The following is a 22,947-nucleotide window of genomic DNA, read 5'->3' on the forward strand; positions in this document are numbered from 1 at the left end:
GCAATTCCGTGTGGGAACACGCTCCGTCATGTTGACCAAGTGACGATCTTCCCGCGCGCTACGCCTCGATCTCGACCGGTGCTGCGATTTGCTGCATCACAGGTGTCCACAGGTCGACCTCGACGTTGCGCGACTCGATGCTGACGACGAGGGAGTAGTCGACGCCGAAGTCGCTCTGGTCCAGTTTGGGCCGTCGTTTCCACCATCCCGCGACGGGATAAACGGCAATCGCACTCTTGCTGGCGAGGTCAGCAGCAGTTCCAGTCCAGATATCGGTGTGGAGCGATCCAGGTGCCTGCTGTTGGTCCGCTCCGAGCACCCATCCCTTCTCGGTCGCAAGCGCGGCGGAGCTGTACTCCCCATCCCGCGCTCGGGTGTTGATCCGTCGCCGGAACGAGTCAACGCTTTCCTCGGCGCGCTTGGTGGCGAATCGAAGGCCGAAGGACGGGTAGGCGTACCGCCCGTTCCAGCCACGGCGCGACGGGTTCGGCTCGACGAAGTACGACAACGTAACGCGAAGGCGCACCTCCTCGCCCGAGAGATCCTCTAGAACGTCGGCCGGCCACGGCAGCCTGTGCAGGTTCATCTCGCGCGCCCTGCCGTCACCGCTGCCTTCGTGCTCGAAGGGGTGCAGTTGGGACTCGACCACCAGCGTGAGCGCGTCGACCGCGGATCTAATCGCTCGATCTCGATCCGGGACACCCATCCCATATCGCCTCAGCAGCGTCCCGACCGCGCCTTTGCTTGTCGCAGCCGCGAAGCGCCCCTTCATTGCCTCAGTCCACTCGGCGGAATGAACGATCAAAGCCCGCACGCTCTCTGGGCGCAAATGCGGATAGGCCGCGTAGATATCCGCCGCGATGGCGGCAACCTGCGCGGTCGCGGCCGACGTGTCGCGAGTCGTAGTGAAGAAGCCCTCACCAAGCCGCTGCATCCTGGTGGTCAGCAGCGCAAGGTTCGGCGGCGTATCGACGTCTGTCTGGTCGGGCGAGACAGCGTTGTTCCCGCCGTCTGCCACGACCTCAGGCTTGAACGGCCAGATCTTTCGACCGAACAGCACGGATGTGCGGCTGCTCGGCGCGAGCTCACCGCGCGGTGCGATTGGTACCCAGCCTGCGAACTCTGCGGGCGCTCCTGCCATGTCGTCCCGCGGCGAGTATGCCCCAACAGTGAGAGCGTTCCATGCCTGCGCCGGGTCTTCGACAGGTTCGACATCGCTGCGGTCGATATGGTCCTCACCGGGTCGAACGTCACGGATGTTGCCGGCCGAAACGACGAAGAGGCGAGGGTGCCGCGGCTCATCGCGATCAAGATACGTGAGCTGGGCTGCGCTATCGTCGATCGCTCGACCAAACGCAAGCGCGTCCAGCGCGGTAGACCAAGAGGTCGGCTTGCCAGGCCCGGCGCGACTCACGTTGGGCCTGTCGGCGTCTCCTTCCGGAGCGGTCACCGCGAGCATGAAGACGCGCGGCCGGTCTGCGGCTCGGATCTCGGGCTGGTCGACAGCTCGGGCGGTAATCGCCCCGAGCAGGTCACTTTCGTTCGCGCCGTTATCCGGCAGGATCTTGACCGACTCGAGCCGGTGTTCCAGCCGCACAGGCAGCGCGCTCGTAACCGCGCCGGCCAGGTCGCCATAGAGCGCGAGCCCCGACATCTCCGTGCCGTGAGGATTGGTGGGTTGCGGCGTCCACCCCTGGTCGGCGACATGTACATCGGCGGAATCCAACGAGCCTGCGAGCAGAGGGTGCCCGTCGTAGACCCCTGTGTCCAGCACGCACACGACCGGGGAATCCGGGCCAGCGGTCTGCAGGCGTGAGAGCAGGTCATCGACCCACTGCTTCTGCTCGGCCGCGGGCAGTTCGGTCAGGAAGCTCGTGACGTCATGCGGTCGTCGCAACTCTGCGATGTCGTCGAGCGCCCCGAAGGCCTGGGCCAACTGCTCGGCAGTCGCATTGAGCAGGATGACCGTTCTGTCGTTGAACCCGAGGAAGTGGGCACTCGTTCGCAACTGATGGGCCTGAGCGAAACGAGTGAGGCGTTCCTGCTCCTGGCCGTCGCGGTTGCGTAGCCACACCTCCCACCAGCGCGGCTCTGTGGAGTCGCTCGGGAACTGATCCTCAGGGTCGGTCCACAACTCACGGATGGTTGCCCGCCGGATAGAGCTGATCGCCTCGACGAGCGCGGCGTGCTTCACTGAGTCGCTCTGAGCGGTCTCGACGTATTTCGTCAACCGCTTGAGGAAGTACTCCTTCTTACCGAAGGGGACGTAGACCGTGGCTTCTTGCACGACCTCGTCATCGACGATCCGCGCGCGAACAGCGACAAGCTCGGGCTGCTCACCGGACGACTGCGGGTCAAGGCTCTCCAACGCGAGTTCGATCCCGGGGAAGGATTCGAAGGTGATGTACGTTCCGTCGTGCTCGTCCTCCCCCTTCCACGAGTCTTCAAACTCGCGGACCAGCCGCCGGCCGTGTTGAACACGGTTGCCGGTGAAGTCGTGCTTTTGGGCACCTCTTCCCACCGGAAGCGTGAAACCTTCTGCGTCTGGCGAAGAGGAGACAAGGATATGCGGGCGGTCGCGATCTGCCATACCGTTACGCGCCCAACGACTCGCGTTTGCCCCGAGGCCTCGGGCGGTCCTGGAGAGCCCCCACGAGGTCGTCGGTCAGGATTCGCGAACGACCTGAGAGGACGGTGCGCTTGGCAGCGTTCTCCGACGCAGTGACAATCTCAGCATGGCTGAGTCCATCTGCTGCTACCAGAACACGCTTCCATGCGAGGTTTGTTGTTTGGAACCTGGCGAGACTGTTGGCGATCACCGCGCGTGCACCATCTGCGTCCGGCAGCGCGAACTCCATGACCGTGTCGAATCGCCGGAACAGCGCATTATCGAGCAGGGCGGGGTGGTTCGTCGCAGCGATGATGATGCTTTGCGACGCGTCATCTTCGAGGAACTGCAGGAACGAGTTGAGAACACGGCGAATCTCCCCCACGTCATTTGACGCCGCCCGGTCCCCAGCGAGCGCATCGACCTCGTCGAACAGATACACGCCCCGAGTCTCGGCGAGCGCGTCGAAGATGAGCCGCAGTTTCGCCGCTGTCTCGCCCATATATTTGGTGATAATCGTGTCGAGCCGAATCGCAAAGAGCGGCAGACCAAGTTCTCCCGCCACCACACGTGCAGTGGAGGTCTTGCCCGTCCCGGGCGGCCCGATCAGCAGGAGCCTTCGGGCCGGCCCAAGTCCGTGACGCGCGAGTTTGTCCCTTTGACGCTGCTCCAGCAGGACGTGCTTGAGCTTGTCTTCTAGATCGCCAGACAGGACCAAGTCACCCAGATGGCCATCCGGGTAGGAGACGGAGAGCAGAGACGCAAGCTCGCCGCGCGGTTGTGCCACAGGGACGACCGACGCGATCCGCGACCTCTCGACCCCACGGCGTCGCAAATCATCAACGAGGTCCCGCAGCTCCTGCGCGAACTTTGACTGGCCTGCACGGGCCGCCTTCGCGGCAACCTGCATCGCGACGGAGTAGAACTGGGAGTCATCACCGTCTGCATGGCTCCTAACCATTGCCTTTAGCTGGTCGCTCGTCGCCACGGTGCCCCTCTCTACTCCAAGCCCGCCACGGCGTCAAGTCTATCTGCTTGCGTAGCGCAGGTGTGTCCGAATAAGAGCATCGGCGCACTTCCGGTGGGCGACGGCGACGCGTGCGCACACAGCGAACGCGGCAACCGCTCGCGGTCAGATACTAGAGGAGCCGCCGCCGCGTTCCTCGACGAGGCGCGCGTAAGCCTCGGGGTCTCGCACCACTTCGAGGAACGCGGTGTTCTGCTGAGCTGCAAGGATCTGCAGTTGCTCCCCCACGTCCTCCGAGGGAACGTTCGACAGGATCAAGCGCCGAACAAGCTCGGTGAGCGGCTCGCCGATGGCCGCCTTGAAATTGAAGCCAAGTGTTTGCAGGATCGTGATCGTCTCAGCGGACAACAGCGGCTCCAGCGGCTCCAGCGCCTTGAGTGCAGCCGTGTTGTCCGCATCCGAGGAGGCCGCAACCTTCTTGATCGTCGGAAGCACCGTCGCCGAGATGTAGTCGACCTCCTCGCTCGTGATCCGCTGGGCAACGAGCGACTGCTCCAGACCCCGCGCGATCGTGAGCAACTGATTCTTCTCGTCAATGAGTGTGTTGATGATCTCGCTCAACTCGTTCACGATCTCGTCGTGCTGCTTCGTCGCACGGACGGCCTGAACCTTCGTCGCGATCGCCGCAGCTCCGTTCTGGGCTGCCAACCTCGCCAGGTCTGCCAACAGCTTGGTCACTTCTGGATCGATCACTTCATCCTCCAAGATGGCTGGTCAACGGAATGTAGAGCGACCCTTGCGTCCCTGCCAGCTGGGCCTTCGGGGCCGGGCGTGAGCTCGTCTTGCCCGACGACCCGGCACCGCCCGCTTCGCGGTGCTGAACCGTGACCGGAGATGAGGCACGCGACCGCGCGGGTGTATCCGACCTGGCGCGGGACTGAAGGACGGCCCTTGCCTGCTACATACCGATACCCCGCTCCCGGTTTCCCGCCTCTGGCCGCCAGGCTTGTGCGGTCGGTCGTCGTGTCGCTTGGTGTAGGGCCGTAGCGACGCGTGCGGCGTCGACCGCCTGGGCATCAGTAGAGACCGGGTCGTTGCCGAGTGGTGCGGCGCTTGTGATGCCGTAGCGGTCGCGGTAGGCGGCGACTGTGCGTGTTGCGGCGGTCCAGGTGTGCCGGGCTCGGGCTTCGTCTGGTTCGGGGCCGAGCGTGGTGAGCCAGGGTTCGTGGTCGCGGATGGCGCGTTGAACCAGGTCGGTCACGCGTTGCTCGATCAGCGTCGCTCGTTGTTGGAGCGCCCGCCGGTATTCGTCCGTCATGGATCCGGTGGCTTCGGGGATGAGGCCGGCGATCCGGCGGGTTGGGCGTCGTTGAATGGTCAGCCCGTCGGCGCGAGCGGGTTGCGCGGCGGTGGTGGCGAGGCGGTGGTGTAGGACGGCTGCGGGGTCGTCGGCGTCGTCCAGGCCACGCTGGGCGACGAGGTCGGGCAGCAGGTATTCGACGTCGTGACCATCTGCTACGGCGCGACGAAGTTCCGCGGTCAAGGCTCCGAACGCGGGGGCTGTGATGACCTGGTCCGCGTCTCGGGGTGAGAGGCCGGAGTGGTGGAGCAGTCTGGTCCAGCGGTCGCGTTGTGCGGCCGCGGCGAGGGTTTCGTACTCGGCGGCGAGCTGCGCGACCGATCCCCACCGCTCACATTCGTCATGGCTGGTCTGGGTGGCGGACTTCTCGGCTCCGACCGTGCGGACGATCCCGACCAAGACGCTCCGGGCGGTGGGGGCTTGGTAGTCGTCGGGCGTGATCTCCAGTGGAGTGTCGGTGATGACGTAGGCGGTGTTGTTCTCCCGCCCGCGGGTCAGGCCGACGTACAGGTGCTCCCGAGTCATGCCCGGCCCGGCGATCAGGTGCCCAGTATCAACAGTGAGTCCTTGAGCGCGGTAGGTGGTCACGGCGTACCCGAGGTCGAGGTGCTCGGCCGCGTAGGCGGCGGGCAGTACGACCGTGTTGCCGTACTTGGCTTCGGGTCGGCGTACGACCACCGACCCGTCGATACGGATCTTGACGAGGGTCCACCGGTCACCGTTGCGCACCCACGACCCGTTCCGAGTGCGGAGCCGGCGGTCGTTGCGGCGGGTGATGACGGTGTCCCCAACCGACGCGGCCAGCCCGTCGACGAGGCGGACCGCCCGGCCGGCATCGGTGGCGCCGGTCTGCAGTCGCTCGGCGCGGGCGCGTTCGTTGACCGCTCGCACGGTCTCGCTGTCCGCGGCCACCAGCACAGTCGCCTTGCCCTGCGCGAGGTCGTTCTTCCAGGCGGCATACGCGGTCTCGACCATGGTCGCGGCGTCGCCGTCGTGGACTCGGTCGTGGTCCAGGTAGGTATCGACGACTTCGCCGTGTCCGTGCCGCAGGGCCAGGGAAGCGTGTTTCTCCCAGGTGTGGGTGAACCGGTGGACCTCGGTCAGCTCCGGGACATCATCCTCGGCCTGGCGGGCGAAGGTGAGGAGTGCGAAGGCTCCGCCGGCCTCTACGGCCTGGAGCTGGGCGGGGTCGCCGACCAGCAGCACCTTCGCTCCCACCGCGGCGGCGTGCTCGGTGATCCGGTCCAGGGTCAGCGTCCCGGCCAGGGTGGCTTCGTCGATGATCACGAGCTGCCCCACCTGGAACGTGGTGTCGTGGTGGGTGTGGTCGTAGAGCCACTTGGCGGTGTTCTCGCACCCGATACCCAGGTCCTCGGCCAGGACCGCTGCAGCGACCGCCGATGGTGCCAGCCCGACCACGGATCCTGCCCCGTGCTCGTGTTCCCACGCGGCGCGTAGGGCGCGCATGGTGGTGGTCTTCCCGGTGCCGGCCGGGCCGACTAGCAGGTCCACCTGCCGGCCCGAGACCGCGATGCGGGCGATGGCCTCGGCCTGTTCCGCCGACACGGTCCGCCCGCCAATGGACCCCTTCGCGAGGGCGTATTCAACGGGGTCGAGAGTGATCGTCGGTGCGGTGCGGGTGCCTGCGCGGTCCAGGAGCCTGGTCTCGGCGTCCAGGAGGGCTTGGGACGAATACCGGGCCGAGTCCTTCGGCCGCAGGATGCTCGTCCCGTCCTCCCGCCGGAACTCTGCGGGCGTGACGGCCAGGTCAGGCGGCGTCAACTGCACCGAACCACCCAGCGCCCGGTCAGTGATCGCGTCCAGCACAGCCATGCGGTCCTCGGCCGTCGCGAACCGCAGGGACTTGGTCTGCCGGGCAGACTCGGCGTACAGGTTCCACCGGCCCCAGACCGGTTTCTTCTCCGAGACCACGACCACCACCACCCCGGCCAGCTCCGCGATCAGGTCCAGGGGGATGTCGTCGGCCCGCAGCACCCGCGGCGGCCTCTTCGACGCCAGTCGGCTGGCCCATGTCGTGGCGTCGCGGCCCAGGATCCGGGCCGCGCGGTGCCGCCACATGGCGGTGAGGTCGGCCAGGGAGTGGTGGGTCTTGTCGGGGCGGGTCTCCTTGCTGGCCTGCTGCTTGTACTTGTTGATCGTCTTCCTGCTCGGCCGGCGCCCGTACTTGGCCACGTGGCCCGCGATCAGCTCGTCCGCCCGGGTGTTGACCTGCTCCGAGCGGGCCGAGAACTCGGCCAGCAGGTCGTCCGGCACACCCGTGATCGACCACCCCGGGTTGCGGCCCTGCCCAGCCCGGGCGCGCAGCTCCCACCCGACTCCGAGGGTGCGGGTGAGGTGGTCCATCACGATCGCTTCGTGCAGCTCCGACATCGCCACCACAGCCGCGTACAACCCTCGGGCATCGAGGGACCGCCAGTGCCCGTCCAGGACGGTCTTGACCTTGTTGGAGACCACGACGTGGGTGTGCAGGTGCGGATCGTTGGTCCGCGAGTCCCAGTGATCGAACGCCATCGCGATCAACCCGGTGACACCGACCTGCGCAACCGCACCGCCCTCGCCGGCCTCGCTCGTAGCGTTGCCGGCGACGGAGGCTCCGGTGCGGGTCGCGGCCAGCTCGCGCTCCATGAGCGCGAACACCTCCACGATGGCAGCGTGGTGGATGGCCACGATCTGCTCCTGGATCCCGGCGTCAGCCACGCCCCACAAGATCGACGCGGACTTCGGCAGCGCGAAGCCGAGGTCATACCCCGCGACCGCCTTGCGCGGCTTGCCGTCCTTGCCCGGACCGTAGACCGGGTACGCCCGCCCGAGCTGCACGCCGGTGACCGGGTCCATGCCCTTGCCCGCCAGGCGGGCCATCTGCTCCTCGGTCACCACAGCCCCCACGACCAGGCGTCCGAGTTCGTCGGACCCGAGGCTAGCGACACCGGAGCCCACCCAGCGGCCCGGTGGCGTGCCGGTCTCGGTGTAGTACCGCGTCAACGGGGTACCCATCGACCGGTCGCCGTCGCCGGCCGCGACCGACCTCATGAAGTACTCGAACCCGTCCCCGGCCGACATCTTCGCGATCGACACCGCCATGCGCCGCACACCCCCCTACAACAGGAGGTGCGCGGGCCGCACCAGACGGCCCGAACCGCTCTATGTGCCTCGATCTGCAAGAGGCGTAATCCGATCTCGGGGCGGTCCGCGGGACCCGCTGTCCGCTGCTCACCTGCCCTACCTACGCAGCACTGTCAGCGGCGACGCTGTGTCCGCCTCGCATGTCCGCCGTCGTCGCGTGCTCGTCAGCCGCGTGCTCTGCTGCCAAGTACCGAGGCGAGGGCTGGGGATGGGTCTCCCCCCCGAGCGTGCCCGACCAGCAGCCGCCCATCCCTCGCTACGGGATCCGTCGCAACGCGTCGTCGAGAGCCTGCTCGGCGGTGTGCGCGGCATCCATGACTTGCTCCACGGCTTCGAGCGGCAACGTCGCTTGTGTCACTGACGCGTCCAGGATCGTCGAGAGTGCCCGCCGGTTGGTGTCGGTCAGGGTCACGAGGACGGTGTCGGCGGCGAGGAGGTCACGTGCTGTGTATCCGTCTGCTTGCGAGACGAGGCCGTCGACGACGCCCGTGAGCTGGTCTGCTCGGGCGATCGTGTACCGGAGCAGGAGGAGCGTCGCACGTATCCGGAAGACGACGAGTGCAGGTGCGGGATCGAGCGCCGTGATGAGCGCGACGAGCTGGTCCAGATCCAGATCCGCAGAACGCCCGGCGCTCGTGAGACAGGCGCCCCGCAGGCAGGCCGCGACGACGTGTTCCCAGGGTTCTTCGATACGTGTCTCGTCCAGGAGGCTGAGTGCCTGGTCGGGTTCGCGGGCGTCGAGCTGCGCCAGGATGGCGGCTTGTCGGCCGTCGAAGAGTCGGTCGCCGATACCGTGGTGCTGTTCGGCGTACGTGGTGGCTTCTACCCAGCGGCGGGCACTGGTCAGGGCTCGGGTACCGTCGGCGAGCAGGGTGGTCCAGGTGAACCGTGCGATCTCGGACGCCGCGCCGGGTACGACGAGCTGACCCAGGTCGATGGGTACTCCGTCGATGACGACGGCGCCGGGGTTGGTGGCTGCGTGGTGGAGGCTGCGCAGTATGGCGTGGGCCTGCTCGCCCTGGCGGGCTCGGATCAACAAGCGCGCTATGTTGACCACCGGTTGCAGCGCCCATGTCGCGGGTGTTCCAGCCAGGGGTGCGTGCTGGCGGAAGATCTCGAACTGGCGCCAGCACAGGTCGCGGGCGTCGTCAGGATGACCGGCATCGCTCAGCAGCAGAGCCGCCTTGTTCAGGACAGCGGTAGCTGCAGCAAGGTCTCCATAGTCTTGTCGGGCTCGTTCCGCGCCGGCCTGGAGAGCGGCGATGCGGTCGGTGACCGGCAGCGCGACGGGTCGCGGGCGGGGCACGAGCGGGAGCCAGTGAGCGAACCTCGTCAGGCTGGTCTCGGTGGTGGTCATGGCCGGGTCTCCTGTGTTGGCAAGTTCAGTCGTTGAACACGGCGGCGGCTGCGGTGTGCGCGATGCGTGCTTGGGCCTCGGGGTCGAGGCCGATGCGGTTCCAGGCGAATAGCGCGTGGTGGGCCAGGACCGCGCGGATGCCCCGGGTGAGCTCTCCGCGCTGGTGGTGTGCGCGCAGCCTGCTCCCTGTGGCTGTGTGGGAGGCGGCCCAGGGTGCGAGCCAGCCGAGGGCATCGTTGTTCTCGACAAGGCGCGCGGTGTCGACGGTCAGGAGCCGTCGCGTCGCGGTGATGTCGTCGGCGGTCGGCGCGGTCGTCGTGGGCCGGTGGTGGGCGATGCGGTCCCAGACGTCGCCTTGTTCGTACCAGTCGAGCCCGGCGGCGCGGTGCAGGAGTGCTGCCAGCAGGATCGAGACCTGTTCGCGTTCGTCGGGTCCGGTCGGCCGGGCCCGTCGGTGGGCGAGGTAGGCCAGGACGTGGGTCGTGTCACGGGCGAAGTGGTCGTGCGCCACGTGCATGCCGGCCTCGCCACCGAACGCTCGGGTCTCCGGCTCGTAGACCGACGGCGTCCAGCGCTGGATCTGCCCGCGAGCAGCCAGGTCGTCGAGTGTCTTGTTGACGCGGGCGGCGGTGGCCGGGTCGGTGTGGAACCGGATCCGCCAGTACGGCGTCTTGCGGACGAAGAACCAGTCGTCAACGTCGAGGTCGTGCAGTGCGGGCGCGAGGACCGTCACCGCGGTCTGCTCGACAGCGCCCGGATCAGCAAACTGGATGTTGGTCTGCCGCCACTCGACAGGCACGTCGTTCGCCGAACCCAGGTCGGCGACGTGGTGGGCCTTCCTCGTCAGTTCAGGAGCAGGCAGGTGTCCCACTGCGCCTCCCGGTGGTCCGTCGCGGTGGTGTGCAGGGCGAGCGCGGTACCGGCGAGGCCGTCGAGGAACTCGATCTCCTCCGACAGCGGATCGGTTCTCGCGACGACCGCTTGGACGAGCTGGGTCACCTCGTTGGTGAGATCTGGTGTGGCGGCGTCGATGCCGGCGCGCCAGGTGGTGGCCAGGACGCCGGCCAAGCCGTGGCAGAGGCCGGCGTCGGTCAGGGTGGCCACGCTCTGCGTGCTGCGGACCTCGTTCAGGAGTGCGTTCTCCGCGGCCTGGCGTCGTTGCTCGTTACCGGTCGCGAGTGCGGCGAGCTGGAGGGCGCGGGCGATGCCGGGTGTGCCGTAGCACCACGACGGGCGATGCCGTGAGGGTAGCGGCTCATAGCCACGGACCTGGGCCAACGTCAGGATGCTGGGCCACCAGGTGCCCGTCTCGTCGTGCTGTTCCCAGGTGTCGCACCAGGAGCAGATCCGCTCGATCGCGGCCTCATGGCCACGGACTCGCGCTCCCCGCCGTAGCGCGAGCGCGAGGACGGTCAGGGCAGCGGCGATGCCGTGGGACATGCTCAGGTTGGCGTGCCCGTCGGCGAACCGGGCGGTGCCAGCGGTCTGCTTGGTGGGCGCGGTGTGGGTCCACCACCCGGGCAGTTCCTCACGCCCGGGCAGTGGTTCGGTGAGCCGGACCAGGTAGTCCAGGACCTGGGTGGTCACCTCGTGGTCGGGGTGCCGGTGCAGGTGGTAGGCGCCCAGGCCGGCCAGTCCACGGATCAGGTCGTGCTCCCCCATCGGTGGTGTCGACGCTGTGCGCCAGCGGGCGCTGGCCTGGTCGAGACGTCGGCGCGTGATCGCCGTGACCGCTCGGTCCAACTGCGACAGACTGCCGGAGGCGTCGGTCATGGTGTGCAGGGCCAGAGCCAGGGCGGGTGCGCCGTAGAACAGGCCGGCATTCGCTCCGGCGCTGACGGGTTCCCGGGCGGCTTCTCGCAGCCAGCCGTGGGCGGTGGTCCAGTCGCCGTGGCCGGTGCGGGCCCGTTCGATGTGAAGCAGCGCGATCCCGACGGCGCCTCCGCCGAGCGACTGCCTCCGGGCACGCCCCGTGCCGTGCTGGAGTCTCGCCGGGTCGGCGAGCCGCCGAACGATCGCGGCGACCAGATCGTCCGCGGCGTTGATGAGCGACGGGGTCTGGGTGGCGCCCGGGGCCGTCATGCGCGGGTTCCCCGGTGGGGGCGTCGGGCGTTCCAGGCTAGGACGCCCGTGCGGGCCAGGTGCAGACATTCCTCTTCGGCGCCGGGCAGCAGGCCGAGCATGCGGATGACGTGCAGGTGCAGCAGGTCTGGGATCCAGACCAGTGGGTCGGCGCCCAGGTCGAGGAGTGCGGAGCGGTACTCGGCCAGGGCCGCGTGCCGGGTCTGCCATGCCGCTGTGCTCTGGGGATCGGGTTGCGACATGTCGGGACCCGAACGCTCGTCGAGTGCTTGCTGGGTCCAGGTGATCGCGTGGACGCGGGTTGCGCGGTCGGGTGCTTGCGGCGGTGTTCTGGGGACGTTCGACAGCAGCCAGGACACGGCCGCGTCCGGACCGCCGGCCAGCACCTCGGTGATACCAACCAGGCTCACGGCGGTCATGGCCTTGCGTACCCGGAGCGGCACCCCGGTGGTGGCGGTGCGCTGAAGCCGTGCGACGGCCGAGTCGGCGGCGAAGAATCGCTCGGCGGTCGCAAGGGTGGCGTCCGCGCCGAAGCGACCGGACTCGGGCTGGTAGGTGTCGAGCACGAGATGGCTGACCAGGCCTCGGTCACGGAGGCCCTGCGCCCACCGGCTGGTCTCCTGGGCGATGTGTGCGGCGGTCGCCTCGGTGGTCTGGAGGCGGAGACGCAGGTGCGGGTCGGGGTCGGTGTAGGGCAGGTACCACCACTGGGTGCCGTGCCCGAGGCGTTCCAGCAGGGCCGGTAAGTGGTTGATCAGGACGGCGTCGATCTTGTCGGGGTGGCCATAGAGCTTGGTGTTGAGCCAGTCTCCGGTCAGCGGCATGCGAGGCTCTGCGACGGTCGCCCGCTCGGAGGTCAGCTTGGGGCGGGTGTTCAGCGCCCGAGGTGCGGCTTCGGAACCGAGCGGCAAAACCAGCTCGTGGACGCGGCTCTCGATCCAGCCGTACGCTCCGTCCGGCGGCGCCTCGTGCAGGACCGCTCGGCCGTTCTCCGCCAGGTAGTCCAGGAGCACGACCTGATCGGCATCCCGGTCGAGGTCGAGACGGAGCCGTCGGTCCATGTCGACCAGCAGCACGCCGGAGGGCAGCATCATCCGGTCGCGCCATAAGCCCAGGGCCACACGTGCGTCGGCGGGTTCGGCGGTGCCGACGTCGTCGGTCGTCAGGATCCAGCGTGCGGGCGCCAGGACGATGCGGCCCCGCCGGACGCGCGGCAGGAACGGCAGCGCGGCAGCGGTGCCCCAGTCGAAGGGCGTGCAGGCGGCGGCGCGTGCGGTCGGGAGCTGGCACAGGAACCGCATCAGGGGGTGGGCGGCCTGGGTCAGCTCGATGGCGGTGAAGGTGACTGGCTCGACCGCCACGTCGCGGCTGGTCCAGATCAGGGTCAGGCCGTACCGGTCCGCGGTGACGGCGAGCTCGTCGAGCCGGATCGGTTCCACCCCGGGCGGGGTTAAGTCGTCGGGGCAGATGACGTGGGGCAGGAGGATCGGGTTGGCCGAGACGTTCTCCGCTCGGATGTTCAGGGGTCGCACGAGGACCTGTGCTGTGACGGCGTCGCGAGTGGAGGTCGGCAGGGATCGGTAGGTGTCCCGGATCGCGGTGGTGTCGGTCAGGAGGTGCCAGAAGCGTCCGGTGGTAGTCCCGGCCGCACGGGAAGCGCCGGCGACGGTGAGCGTGAAGTCTCCGGCGTCGATCTGTTCGGCGGTGGTGGCGTGGAGCTCGAACCGCAGCTCGGTGTGCGGCTGCGCCGCGCGCGGTTCCCGGGGCGCCAGGAGCTCGATCAGGGCGTCGTCCAGGTCCACCTCCAGCCGGCGTCCGAGGGCGGCTCGCTGCGCGACGGCGGCCAGGACGCCGTCGCGGTCCCGCGTCGGCTCGGGCCGGGGTGCGGGCAGGCGGGTGCCGCGGAAGGTGGCCGGGTAGCCCAGGCCGGTGTCCCCCAGGAGGTCGAGCAGCGGCACGACGGCGTGCGGCCCGTATCGCTCCAGGAACCGGGAGTGGTAGTCGCGCCATTCGGCGTGCCCGTCCGGTTCCGGTGCCAATCGGGCCAGCAGGTCGGCCGCTTGTTCGGCTGCCTCGATCACCGGTGCGGGGACCGTCAGGTCGACGTCGGCCAGGGTGTCGGCCCCGACCGGTCGTTCGTGGGGCTGGATGGTGCGCAAGTGGTCGACGAGTGCGGGCCACGGGTCATCGTCTGCAAGGACGGGCACAGCCTGGAACCGAGCGGCCAGGTCACGTACCTCGGTCACCAGCGGTCCAGGTTCCGCGGCGTCGAGGTGTGCGGCGATGTGCGTGACCGGGTTCGTAGCGGCAGCGCTCGGGCGCAGGCTCGTGGCCAGGAATCCCCGCTCGACCAAGGTGACGGTCATGTGCTCGACGTCCGCACGCCGTGCGCCCGGGGTCGTGTCGGTGATGGTCTGCACAAGGTCGGTGAACCGGACCGGTTCGCGTGCGACGGTCATGGCCCGCCGGACGGGCTCGGTCAGGGCGATGGAGACTTCGGTGAGGGCGGGGTGGCGCGGGTTGCCGCCGTCGGGTCGGTGATCGATGACCAGGCGGTCGTCGCGGACGAAGGCCAGCTCGTTCGCCTGGACCGTCTGACGGTGCAGGAGGGCCGGTTCGGATGCCAGGCGGTCCACGACGTCGGCCACCCACTGGCCGTCCGGGCGAGGGTAGGCGGTGTGCTCCCCGCCGAGCCGTGCCTTCGTCGTCGGACCGACAGCGACCGGTGCGACACCGGCGAACAGTCCGAACGGGGTGACGCGGCTCGCGGCGCGCCGCGCGTACCGGCCCAGCGCGTGCGCAACACGGTCAAGGTCGCCAGTGGTCACGTCTGGGTCGCGGAGGACCTTGCTGGTCTGATCGGCCAGCGACGGGCTGGCCAGGGCGACGGCCGTGGAGAAGGGCTCTCGCCACGCCTCGGTCAGCCAGGCGCGCATGTCGGTGTCTGGGGCGTCGGCGGCTGGTGGTGGGGAGGGTGCGGCGCAGGTTCCGATCCGGATGAACGCCGCGTTCATCGCCTTGAACATGGTGCGCTCCCTTCGCGGGCGTGGGAGCCGGTCTGGGTCCGGCTCCCACGCAGAGCGGTCGACTAACCGGTCAACACAGGCCTAGTGCGGTCACGCTGGGGGTGGGGTCCTTACTTGGGGCAGCTCGTGCAGGCGGTCTCGCAGGTTGTGCCGCAGTTGTCGTTGGTGAGCTGGTACAGGTCCTCGACGATCGGGCCGGACTCCACGACCCGGATGTCCAGGTCGAACCCGTTGCTGGCCACCGGGGTGACCGGGGTGCCGCTCAGCGGGGCGTAGGCGGGGCTCAGGGGCATCACCATGGTTGGTTCCTCCTTGTTACTGGTTCGGTGCTACTTGTCGGGTGGTGCTCGCGCAGGTGCCCGGGTCAGGGCTTCTGCGGCGTGGGCCAGGTGATGACCACACGGTTACGGGGCCGGTCCAGCACCCGGCTGCGACCGCTGGTACCGATCGCGCCGTCGGGGGTACCGGCCGGGTAGACGGCGATGGTCGCGTCGAGGTTGGTCTCGTCCCAGGAGCCGATCAGAGCGACCAGGCGGTCAGCCATCTCCTGTCCGCGGGGTCCGTGGCCGAGGCCACCGAAGCGCAGGCCGTCGTCGAACCGGCGCAACGAGAGGTAGGCGAAGGAGGAGGAGCTCGTCTCGTCCAGGATCGTGGGCAGGCCCAGCGGCCAGGCGTGCGCGATGGTCCCGGTCTCGGCGGCGGCCTTGGTCGCGGTGATGACGCCGAACATCGGGGCGTTGACCATCAGCCACAGGTGCAGCCCGTCGAACCGCTCCACGCCGGTCACCTCGCCCCACGCCTCGACCCGCGGCTGTGCCAGGGCGCCGCGGAGCGCTTCGGGGTGGATCGGGAGGTCGGAGTCGATCAGGAGCGTCACGCCGTCGGCCAGTTGCAGGTACCGCTCGGCGGGGCTGGCGGCTCCACGCATCGGCACGAAGTGGGCCAGCTCGTACTGGTCGCTGATCAGACCGACGCCCTGCCGGTGCAGCACGACCACCCGGGTGATGCCCCGCATCCGCAGCGGCACCACGATCCGCCCGTCGGGTGCGAGCTGTTCGATCCACGACGGCGGCAGGTCTGCGACCGAGGTGGTCACGACGATCCGGTCGTACGGCGCATGCTCGGGGACACCGGCGTCGGCGTCGGCCAGGACCACGTTGACCTGCTCGTATCCGGCTCGGGCGAGGTACTGGACGCTGCGCTCGGTGACTCGTGGGTCGATGTCGACCGTGGTGACCTGGCCTTCGGGGCCGACGAGCTCGGCCAGCAGCGCGGCGTTGTATCCGCCCGAGCCGACTTCCAGGACCCGCATGCCCGGGGCAACCTTGGCCTGTTCGAGCATCATCGCCTGGACGTCGACGGCCGAGATCATGCTGACAGCGACACCGGTCTCGTCCAGGGTGCGGTGCAGCACCGTGCGCAACGCGTACGCCGACTCCAGGTCGTCCTGCGGCCCGAACACATGCCGCGGCACCGCACGCAGCGCAGCGGTCACCTCCGGGCTGCGCAGCACACCGGACGCCTGCAACGCGGCGATCATGGCCTCCCGCAGTTCCTGGGCCTGCTCGCTGTCCACCGGTTCGTCGGACACGTACGTCTGCTCCGTCATCTCGTCCCTCTCGTGATCGCGGTACATGGCTGCTGGCGTGTGGTCCGTGTGGACCCGTGGTCAAGGGTGGCCGCCGTCCGAGGGCTGCGCCTGCTTGCGAACCGGTCTTGTGGGTCGCGGGTCACAGATCGCTCAGGGGTAGCTCGAACCCGGCCGGGCCGTCGCCGGTCACGCTGCGCCACTGCGCGCGACGGCGGCTCTCGTCCCCGCGGGGGTAGGGCAGCCCGGCCTCCAGGGCGGCGGCTTCGATCGCGCGCATCGTGGTCCCGACGCCGGACGGGATCGGTGCATGTCGCACCCAGCGCCCGTCCCGGAGGGACCATGCCTCGCACCGCGTCAAGTCCGGCCCGGGGCCGTGCCAGACCCGCAGCACGACCGGGCCGGGCGCGGTCCGTCCAGCAGTAGCGATCTGTGCGGCCAGCGGCGACAACGCGCCGTCCACGGCCGGGACCAGGGAAGCAAGCACCGACAGCACTCCGCGTTCCTCGATGGTGCCCGTGGTCTGGTCTGCGGCACTGCGCACGATTGAGGGTGCCTGGCCCATCGCGACCCCCCGGCCGGCCCAGGCCAGCATGTCCAGGTCGTTGACGCCGTCGCCGACCGCGACGGTGTGACCGGCGGGGATGTCGAGGTGGGTGCGTATCTCTTCCAGAGCGGCGGCCTTGTTCACGCCCGGTGCGGTCAGGTCCAGCCAGTCGGCGCCCTGGGGTACGACCGTGACCCCGGTGACGTGTAAGGCGTCGACGTACCGGCGGATGCCCGGAGCAGCCAGCGCGACCCGGGTGGCGGGCTCGGCCATCAGGTCGGCGAGCAGCATCGTCTTCTGCTGCCCGTTCAACTCGTCGGCTCGGAACCGGCCGGCGGTCCTCCAGCCCCATCCGATCTCCTCGACGGCGACACGGACGTTCCCGGTGAGGTCCAGAGCGCGTCGGAGCACGGGGGCGGGGTCGAACATCCGGGCGTCGACCACGTCGTAGCCCGACGGCGCGGCCGGGTCCAGGTGGACGGTCAACGCGCCATTGGAGCACACCGCCCACCCACGGGTCAGGCCCAGCCTGGTGGCGATCGGCAGCAGACCGGCCAGCGACCTTCCGGTGGCGGGCACGATCTCGTGGCCCGCGGCGCGAACCAGGTCCAGAGCGTCGACCGTCCCGGACGGAATTCGCCGCTCGCTGTCGACCAGCGTGCCGTCGACGTCCAGGGCGACCAGGGTCCTGGTGCATGTCGTCGTGCTCATCGCGCCACCGCCTGGCGGAGAGCGGACCGCACTTGGATCTCCAGGCCGTCGGCCAGCCCGGTCCAGAGCGTGTGCCCGGGGACGAACATGCGGTGGTCCAGCGGGAAGTCGCAGCCCAAGACCTGGGCGATCTGCTCGCCCTGGTTGAGGTCCATCGGCTGTAGACAGATCCGTCCGCGGGTGAACGTCACGATCTCGATGCGGTCTGCCCCGACGGCGTGAAGCACTCGCGCGGTGGTATCCATCGCTGCTTCCAGCCGCGACGCCATGCCGGCTCCGCCTTTCTCACTGGATGTGCTCATGGTGCTCTCCAGAACGTGTTGTGGCTTCGTTGCCTGGAACGCTATGGCTGACGGCTACGCGAAAGCCTCGCCTCGCGCGCATAACTTGTATGCGCGCCCCGCATCCGTGCTTCTTCCGCGCGTACGCTGGCACCAGTCCAGTGACTGCCGTCACAGAGGGGGTGGGCCCGTTGCCGGCTACGACCACGGCGCTCGCGCGCTACTGCACCGGCTGCGCCGCGCGTATCGCGACGGACAACCCTTCCTCGATGTGCTCGACCTGTGCTCGTTCGGCTCAGTCGAGTCCCGGAGGCGCCCCGCAACTGGACCGCTCGTTCTGGGAAACAGACCTCATGCGCGACGCGCTGGCGAGCCAGGACATGGGTGCGGTCGTGGCTGCGTACCGGCGCCACCCTCGGCACGGACGACGTCCGCTCGCGCAAAGCCTCGTGGCCGGATGGCTGGGGATCACCCAGGGCCAGCTCAGCCGCGTCGAGTCCGGCCGTAACAAGATCCGAGACCTCGACCGGCTCCGGGACTACGCGTCCGTTCTGCACATCCCCCACGAGCTGCTCTGGTTCGCCGCCATCGACCCGTCGCCGTCACGCGAACGTCGCCCGAAGCCGATAAGTCTCCCTGGTGGGGTACCTCGCCCTGCGACCAGTCATGCCACCGACGCTGCACTGGCAGACTCGCTGCTGGCGACACTGCGGCAGTACTCGACCACCGACAACATGACCGGGCCCGCTCCGATGCTTCCGCTGGCCGAGGCCCAGGCCACCTTCATCAACTCGCTCCTGGCCGAAGCCGGCCCGGCGCGCAAGCAGCTGCTGTACGTCGGCGCGAGGTTCGCCGAGTTCATCGGCTGGCTGAACCAGGACAGCGGGAACATCCGGGCCGCCATGGCGTGGTCGAACCGGGCCCTGGACATGGCGACGGAGATCAAGCGTCCGGGCCTCATCTCCTACATTCTGATGCGCAAGAGCAACATCGCTTTCGACGCGGGCCGGCCCGACCTTGTGCTCGAACTGGCGCGGGCATCCGCGGAGGTGCCCGGTGAACTCACCTCGCGCATGCGCGCTCTCGCGGCCCGCCAGGAAGCGCACGCTCATGCCTTGTTCGGCAACCAGGACGCCACCGCGCACGCGCTCGACCGCGCCTTCGAGCTGGCTGCCGTCCCGGCTCAGGAGCGTGACATCGCGCGCTACTGCACACCGAGCTACATCGAGATGGAGGCTGCGCACTGCTGGGTCGAGCTAGGAAAGCCGGAAAGAGCGCTCGGGGCACTCCAACAGGGACTAGCGGAGTGGCGACCCGAGTTCCGCCGAGACCTCGGACTAGGGCTGGCGCGGTTCGCCGTCGCCCATGCCCGCACCGGAGAGCCTGACGATGCCCTCGACATCGCCATGGAGTCCGTCCGGATCGTCAGCGAGACGGGATCGGTCCGCACCGCGAAGCAGCTGTACCGGGCATCATCGATCCTGCACACCAACGGTGCTCGCAGCGAGGGGGCTGACCTGCGGCATTCTCTTCAGACGACGTTGCGTCTGAGAGGATGACGCGAACCCCACGAGAGGATCGCAGCAGTGAGCTTCATGCCCCGGGTAACCGCGACCGACGCCGCTCGCCAGGACGCCCGGATCGCAGTTCTGCCGATCGGTAGCTTCGAGCAGCACGGAGACCACCTCCCCCTGGCTACGGACACGATGGTCGCGACCCTGATCGCCGAAAAAGTCTGTGAACGGTATGGGCTTCTGAACCTGCCGCCGGTAACCATCTCCTGCTCGCACGAGCACGAGGACATGCCGGGGCTGGCGGGCACGGTGAGTGTCAGCCCGACCACGCTGCTGGCGATCGTCAACGACGTACGTCAGTCGCTGCAGCGCGCTGGCATCCACCACCTGGTCCTGGTCAACGCTCACGGCGGCAACTACGCCCTGTCCAACCTCGCCCAGGAGGCGAACGTCGAGGGCGCCGCAGTGGCACTGTTCCCCGGGAACGAGGACTGGAAGGCGGCCCGGACGACGGCTGGGATCGTGACCGGCGGTCGTGCTGACATGCACGCCGGAGAGCTGGAGACCTCGATCCTGATGCACGCCTTCCCTGATTCCGTCGGGGAGACGTACACGAAGAACGACCACGACGCCCCGTCACGCAACCACCTCACGACCTTGGGGATGAAGGCATACACGACCTCCGGCGTCATCGGGATGCCCTCCCTGGCCACCGCGGCCAAGGGCGAAGCCGTCATCGACGCACTGGTAGATCTGTTCGCCGACTGCATCAGCCTGTTCGACGACAACTCGCCGACCCGGAAGGCAAGCGATGACTGAACGCCGACCGTTCGTACTCCTCTCCGTCGCGGTGTCGCTTGACGGGTACATCGACGACAACCACCCCGAGCGCCTGCGGTTGTCGAACGCCGCCGACTTTGAACGCGTGGATGAAGAACGCAAGGACGTGGACGCGATCCTCATCGGCGCCAACACGGTGCGACGTGACAACCCGCGCCTGGTGGTCAAGTCCGAAGAGCGCCGCGCACAGCGGGTCGCCACCGGCAAGCCCGCCTACCCGACGAAGGTGACGATCACTGCCAGCGGCGACCTCGATCCCGGCTCCAAGTTCTTCGGCGCCGAAGGCGCCGAGAAGATCGTCTACACGACCGATGGAGCCCAAGCCACGGCCAAGGAACGTCTGGGTGACGCCGCCACCATCGTCGCGCTCGGCGAAACGGTGACACCGGCCGCCGTCCTCGCGGACCTCGTCTCACGCGGGGTGGAACGGGTCATGGTTGAGGGTGGTGGGCACATCCACACGATGTTCCTCACCGCGGATCTTGTCGACGAGCTCCAGGTAGTGTTCGCACCGATCTTCGTCGGTCAGAACAGCGCTCCCCGCTTCGTCTACGAGGGCGTCTTCCCGCAGGACTTCCGCAACCGCATGGAGCTCATCGAGACGCGCGCCGTCGGTGACTGCGCCCTCCTGCGCTACCGGCCGATCCGATGACCACCGTCAACGCTGCCGACGACCGTCGGAACCTTGAAGAGGCCATCGCGCTGGCGAGCAACTGCACGCCGAAGCCGACGTCGTTCTGCGTTGGTGCCACGATCGTGGACGCCGACGGGGTGGTACTTGCCACTGGCTACTCGGGGCAGAACGACCTTCACGAACATGCTGAAGAGGCCGCGCTGAACGCTCTCGACGACGCGGGCCGAGCCCGGCTCACCAACGCGACGCTCTACACGTCGCTGGAACCCTGCAGCAAGCGAGCAAGCAGACCTATCACGTGCACCGAACACATCCTGCGGGCCGGCATACCCCGAGTTGTCTTCGCCCTGTCCGAACCTGATCTCTTCGTGGACTGCGTCGGCGCCGAGACGCTCAGAGCAGCCGGCGTCGACGTCATCCAGTTCGAAGACCTCGCCGACGCCGCATGGAGCGCCAACCAGCACCTGGGTCGGTAGCGCGGATCATGCAGGTCTGCGTCTCTCGTCGGCCGCCTGTCAGGCCGAGCCAGCTCCCTCTCGGTCCATGTCTCGGACTCGCTTGGCACCGATCCTGTCCAAGTACCGGCCAGGGTGGTCGTGATCAGGCCCGTCTTCAAGGTCATGGACCAGGAAGGCGACCGCTGTCTCGAAGTCGGTGACCTCGAGGCTGGCGCCCGGTATCGGGATGGTGCCGTGTCCACCGTCGATGCTGCAGAGTTCGACGCGATCGATGAGGGCGTTGTTCCAGAAGAAGTCGACCCAGAACGCGCGTACAGATCTGTTCACAAAGTCGTTGGCCCACTCGAAGTGCAGGTTCTTGCGCTCCTCTCGGACATGAACGTCCATGCCCCATGACATCGTCAGGCTCGGCTCTTCCCGGCAGACCGCATGACTGTGGTGCTCGTCGACGACGTCGCTGAAGTTTCCTTCCGGACTCCAGCCGTAGTCCCAGCGATAGTGGAAGGAAGGTCCAGCGATACGGATGCGGTACCACGCGTCGGACGTGCGGTTCGCGATGAGTTCGTGCTGGATATCGAAAAGCTTCATTTGACCCCTCGCTCAACTTGATCGGAGGCACACGGTAGTCGGGAAGTCAGGGGTCCGACGGCACGCCAGTCGTAAAGCTAGCGAAGATCACCCGGGCAACTGCTGTGGTGAACCTGCTTCCGTCGAAGCCCTGATGCGCGACCTCGAGCACCCGACTTCACAGCGTGGGCGCATCGATGCTTCCGCTGTCGCGCCGACGCGGTTGCCCCGCTGGTGAAGGTCCGGGTTCGGCCATGCTCGACTTGAGCTTTGTCGAAGGTGACGAGTCCTCTGATGTGCTCTGGAACGCGGTGGCTGGGCGGGTCAAGTCAGGTGGCGTCCAGCGGTCTTCAGGATCGTCCTGGAGGTAGAACGGCGTGGCTCCGGGTTCGGCGGCCCCGATGGTCAGGACTCCGTGCACGTATGGCCGTTCGTACGGGTCTTCGATGTATCCCGCCGGGGGGGTCGTCGCGATGTGCTCGGCGACCTCGCGTTCCTCGTCGCTGACCGCGAGCCGAGTATCACCGACCTTGGTCGCGAGGTGGTGGTGGGTGGCAATCGCGTCGAGGGCCCAGCGTGCGAGGTCGTAGACCTCCATCCGCAGCACCCTCGTGAACACGGCGGGTGCTGGGGCACCTGCGGTCTGGGCGCGTGCTTCCAGTGTGCCCGCTGCTTCTTCTTCGATGAGCATCGCAAGGAGCTGGCCGCGGGCCTCGAACTTGCCGTAGGCGGTGATGGCCGCCAGGCGCGCTTCCAGGACTCGCCCGTACCCGCCTGTGAACCATGCCGCGGCGGCTGGCGCTCGCTCGGCACGGCCGGGCAGGACCTGGGTGCTGGTGTTCCTCAGCACGCCGCGCTGAATCACCCCGACGGGCGTGGGGGTGGAAGTCGGGACGGTGGTGACCTCCAACGGGTACAGGATCTCCACCGGCGAGACACCGAGCGCGGCGGCGAGCACGGTCACGTCTTGCAGGTAGATCTTCTCCCGGGGCCTGGTCTCCAGGTTCGCGATACTCGCCCGCGCCATCGGGTACCCCAGCTCGACGGTCCGATCAGCGACCTGCTGCGTCGTCAATCCGGCCGCCAGGCGGGCGGCCCGAATCCGCTCACCGATGCCCGCCGTCCACGAACGCGACCAGGCCGCACCGTCACGCTCCACGACGGCGTCGCGGAGCTGGTCTGGTGCGGTGCCCGGATCGGTGCGGTCGGGCTCGGTGGGGTGTCCCATGCGCGCCACACTATCCCCAAGCGCACGATCGCAAC

The 22,947-nt window shown here is 68.2% G+C and carries 18 protein-coding genes; 4 read left to right on the plus strand and 14 right to left on the minus strand.

Features of this window, described 5'->3' with window-relative positions; genetic code table 11:
- Positions 1–58: 58 nt before the first annotated feature.
- From ACIG47_RS11240 to ACIG47_RS11295, 12 genes are all read right to left on the minus strand, one after another.
- Positions 59–2,590, minus strand: coding sequence for a S8 family peptidase (locus ACIG47_RS11240; RefSeq protein WP_397430867.1), 2,532 nt, complete (start codon positions 2,588–2,590; stop codon positions 59–61).
- Positions 2,591–2,594: 4 nt separating this feature from the next.
- The gene (locus ACIG47_RS11245; protein ID WP_397430868.1) at positions 2,595–3,596 is read right to left on the minus strand and encodes an AAA family ATPase; all 1,002 of its coding nucleotides are present in this window, start codon (positions 3,594–3,596) and stop codon (positions 2,595–2,597) included.
- A 144-nt stretch (positions 3,597–3,740) separates the two neighbouring features.
- Positions 3,741–4,313, minus strand: a complete 573-nt coding sequence (locus ACIG47_RS11250) for a hypothetical protein (protein ID WP_397430869.1) — start codon at positions 4,311–4,313, stop codon at positions 3,741–3,743.
- Between the two features lie 220 nt (positions 4,314–4,533).
- On the minus strand, positions 4,534–8,037 hold the full coding sequence (mobF, locus tag ACIG47_RS11255) for a MobF family relaxase (RefSeq protein ID WP_397430870.1): 3,504 nt from the start codon (positions 8,035–8,037) through the stop codon (positions 4,534–4,536).
- 298 nt (positions 8,038–8,335) lie between these two features.
- Entirely contained in the window at positions 8,336–9,436 is a 1,101-nt protein-coding gene (locus ACIG47_RS11260) for a hypothetical protein (protein WP_397430871.1), read from the minus strand.
- 25 nt (positions 9,437–9,461) lie between these two features.
- Positions 9,462–10,307 carry a thiopeptide-type bacteriocin biosynthesis protein gene (locus tag ACIG47_RS11265; protein ID WP_397430872.1) on the minus strand — a complete coding sequence of 282 codons (846 nt, stop codon included), beginning with the start codon at positions 10,305–10,307 and terminating at the stop codon, positions 9,462–9,464.
- Positions 10,280–11,518 (minus strand): lanthionine synthetase C family protein, encoded by a 1,239-nt coding sequence (locus ACIG47_RS11270; protein WP_397430873.1) that lies wholly within the window; start codon positions 11,516–11,518, stop codon positions 10,280–10,282. Before ACIG47_RS11270 ends, ACIG47_RS11265 begins: the two co-directional genes overlap by 28 nt.
- Positions 11,515–14,544 carry a lantibiotic dehydratase gene (locus tag ACIG47_RS11275; RefSeq protein ID WP_397430874.1) on the minus strand — a complete coding sequence of 1,010 codons (3,030 nt, stop codon included), beginning with the start codon at positions 14,542–14,544 and terminating at the stop codon, positions 11,515–11,517. The genes ACIG47_RS11270 and ACIG47_RS11275 overlap by 4 nt, the downstream gene beginning before the upstream one ends.
- Before the next feature lie 110 nt (positions 14,545–14,654).
- Positions 14,655–14,843: an FxLD family lanthipeptide gene (locus ACIG47_RS11280; protein WP_397430875.1), complete on the minus strand. Its 189-nt coding sequence runs from the start codon at positions 14,841–14,843 to the stop codon at positions 14,655–14,657.
- 65 nt (positions 14,844–14,908) lie between these two features.
- The gene (fxlM, locus tag ACIG47_RS11285; RefSeq protein ID WP_397430876.1) at positions 14,909–16,153 is read right to left on the minus strand and encodes a methyltransferase, FxLD system; all 1,245 of its coding nucleotides are present in this window, start codon (positions 16,151–16,153) and stop codon (positions 14,909–14,911) included.
- A gap of 121 nt (positions 16,154–16,274) precedes the next feature.
- On the minus strand, positions 16,275–17,390 hold the full coding sequence (locus ACIG47_RS11290; RefSeq protein ID WP_397430877.1) for an HAD family hydrolase: 1,116 nt from the start codon (positions 17,388–17,390) through the stop codon (positions 16,275–16,277).
- On the minus strand, positions 17,387–17,692 hold the full coding sequence (locus ACIG47_RS11295; RefSeq protein WP_397430878.1) for a hypothetical protein: 306 nt from the start codon (positions 17,690–17,692) through the stop codon (positions 17,387–17,389). The genes ACIG47_RS11290 and ACIG47_RS11295 overlap by 4 nt, the downstream gene beginning before the upstream one ends.
- A 332-nt stretch (positions 17,693–18,024) precedes the next feature.
- On the opposite strand from ACIG47_RS11295, the gene ACIG47_RS11300 reads away from it, so the two are divergent.
- The 4 genes from ACIG47_RS11300 to ACIG47_RS11315 are packed head-to-tail and all read left to right on the plus strand — an operon-like array spanning position 18,025 to position 21,135.
- Positions 18,025–19,230, plus strand: coding sequence for a hypothetical protein (locus ACIG47_RS11300; protein ID WP_397430879.1), 1,206 nt, complete (start codon positions 18,025–18,027; stop codon positions 19,228–19,230).
- Between the two features lie 36 nt (positions 19,231–19,266).
- Entirely contained in the window at positions 19,267–20,004 is a 738-nt protein-coding gene (locus tag ACIG47_RS11305) for a creatininase family protein (protein WP_397430975.1), read from the plus strand.
- Positions 19,997–20,677, plus strand: a complete 681-nt coding sequence (locus ACIG47_RS11310) for a RibD family protein (protein ID WP_397430880.1) — start codon at positions 19,997–19,999, stop codon at positions 20,675–20,677. Before ACIG47_RS11305 ends, ACIG47_RS11310 begins: the two co-directional genes overlap by 8 nt.
- Positions 20,674–21,135 (plus strand): deaminase, encoded by a 462-nt coding sequence (locus ACIG47_RS11315; protein ID WP_397430881.1) that lies wholly within the window; start codon positions 20,674–20,676, stop codon positions 21,133–21,135. The genes ACIG47_RS11310 and ACIG47_RS11315 overlap by 4 nt, the downstream gene beginning before the upstream one ends.
- A 39-nt stretch (positions 21,136–21,174) precedes the next feature.
- On the opposite strand, the gene ACIG47_RS11320 is transcribed toward ACIG47_RS11315, so the two are convergent.
- Both ACIG47_RS11320 and ACIG47_RS11325 read right to left on the minus strand, forming a co-directional pair.
- Positions 21,175–21,705, minus strand: a complete 531-nt coding sequence (locus ACIG47_RS11320; RefSeq protein ID WP_397430882.1) for a hypothetical protein — start codon at positions 21,703–21,705, stop codon at positions 21,175–21,177.
- Positions 21,706–21,862: 157 nt separating this feature from the next.
- On the minus strand, positions 21,863–22,912 hold the full coding sequence (locus tag ACIG47_RS11325) for a helix-turn-helix domain-containing protein (RefSeq protein ID WP_397430883.1): 1,050 nt from the start codon (positions 22,910–22,912) through the stop codon (positions 21,863–21,865).
- Positions 22,913–22,947 lie beyond the last annotated feature (35 nt).

It is taken from the genome of Promicromonospora sp. NPDC052451, assembly GCF_044547525.1.
Lineage (GTDB): Bacteria > Actinomycetota > Actinomycetes > Actinomycetales > Cellulomonadaceae > Promicromonospora.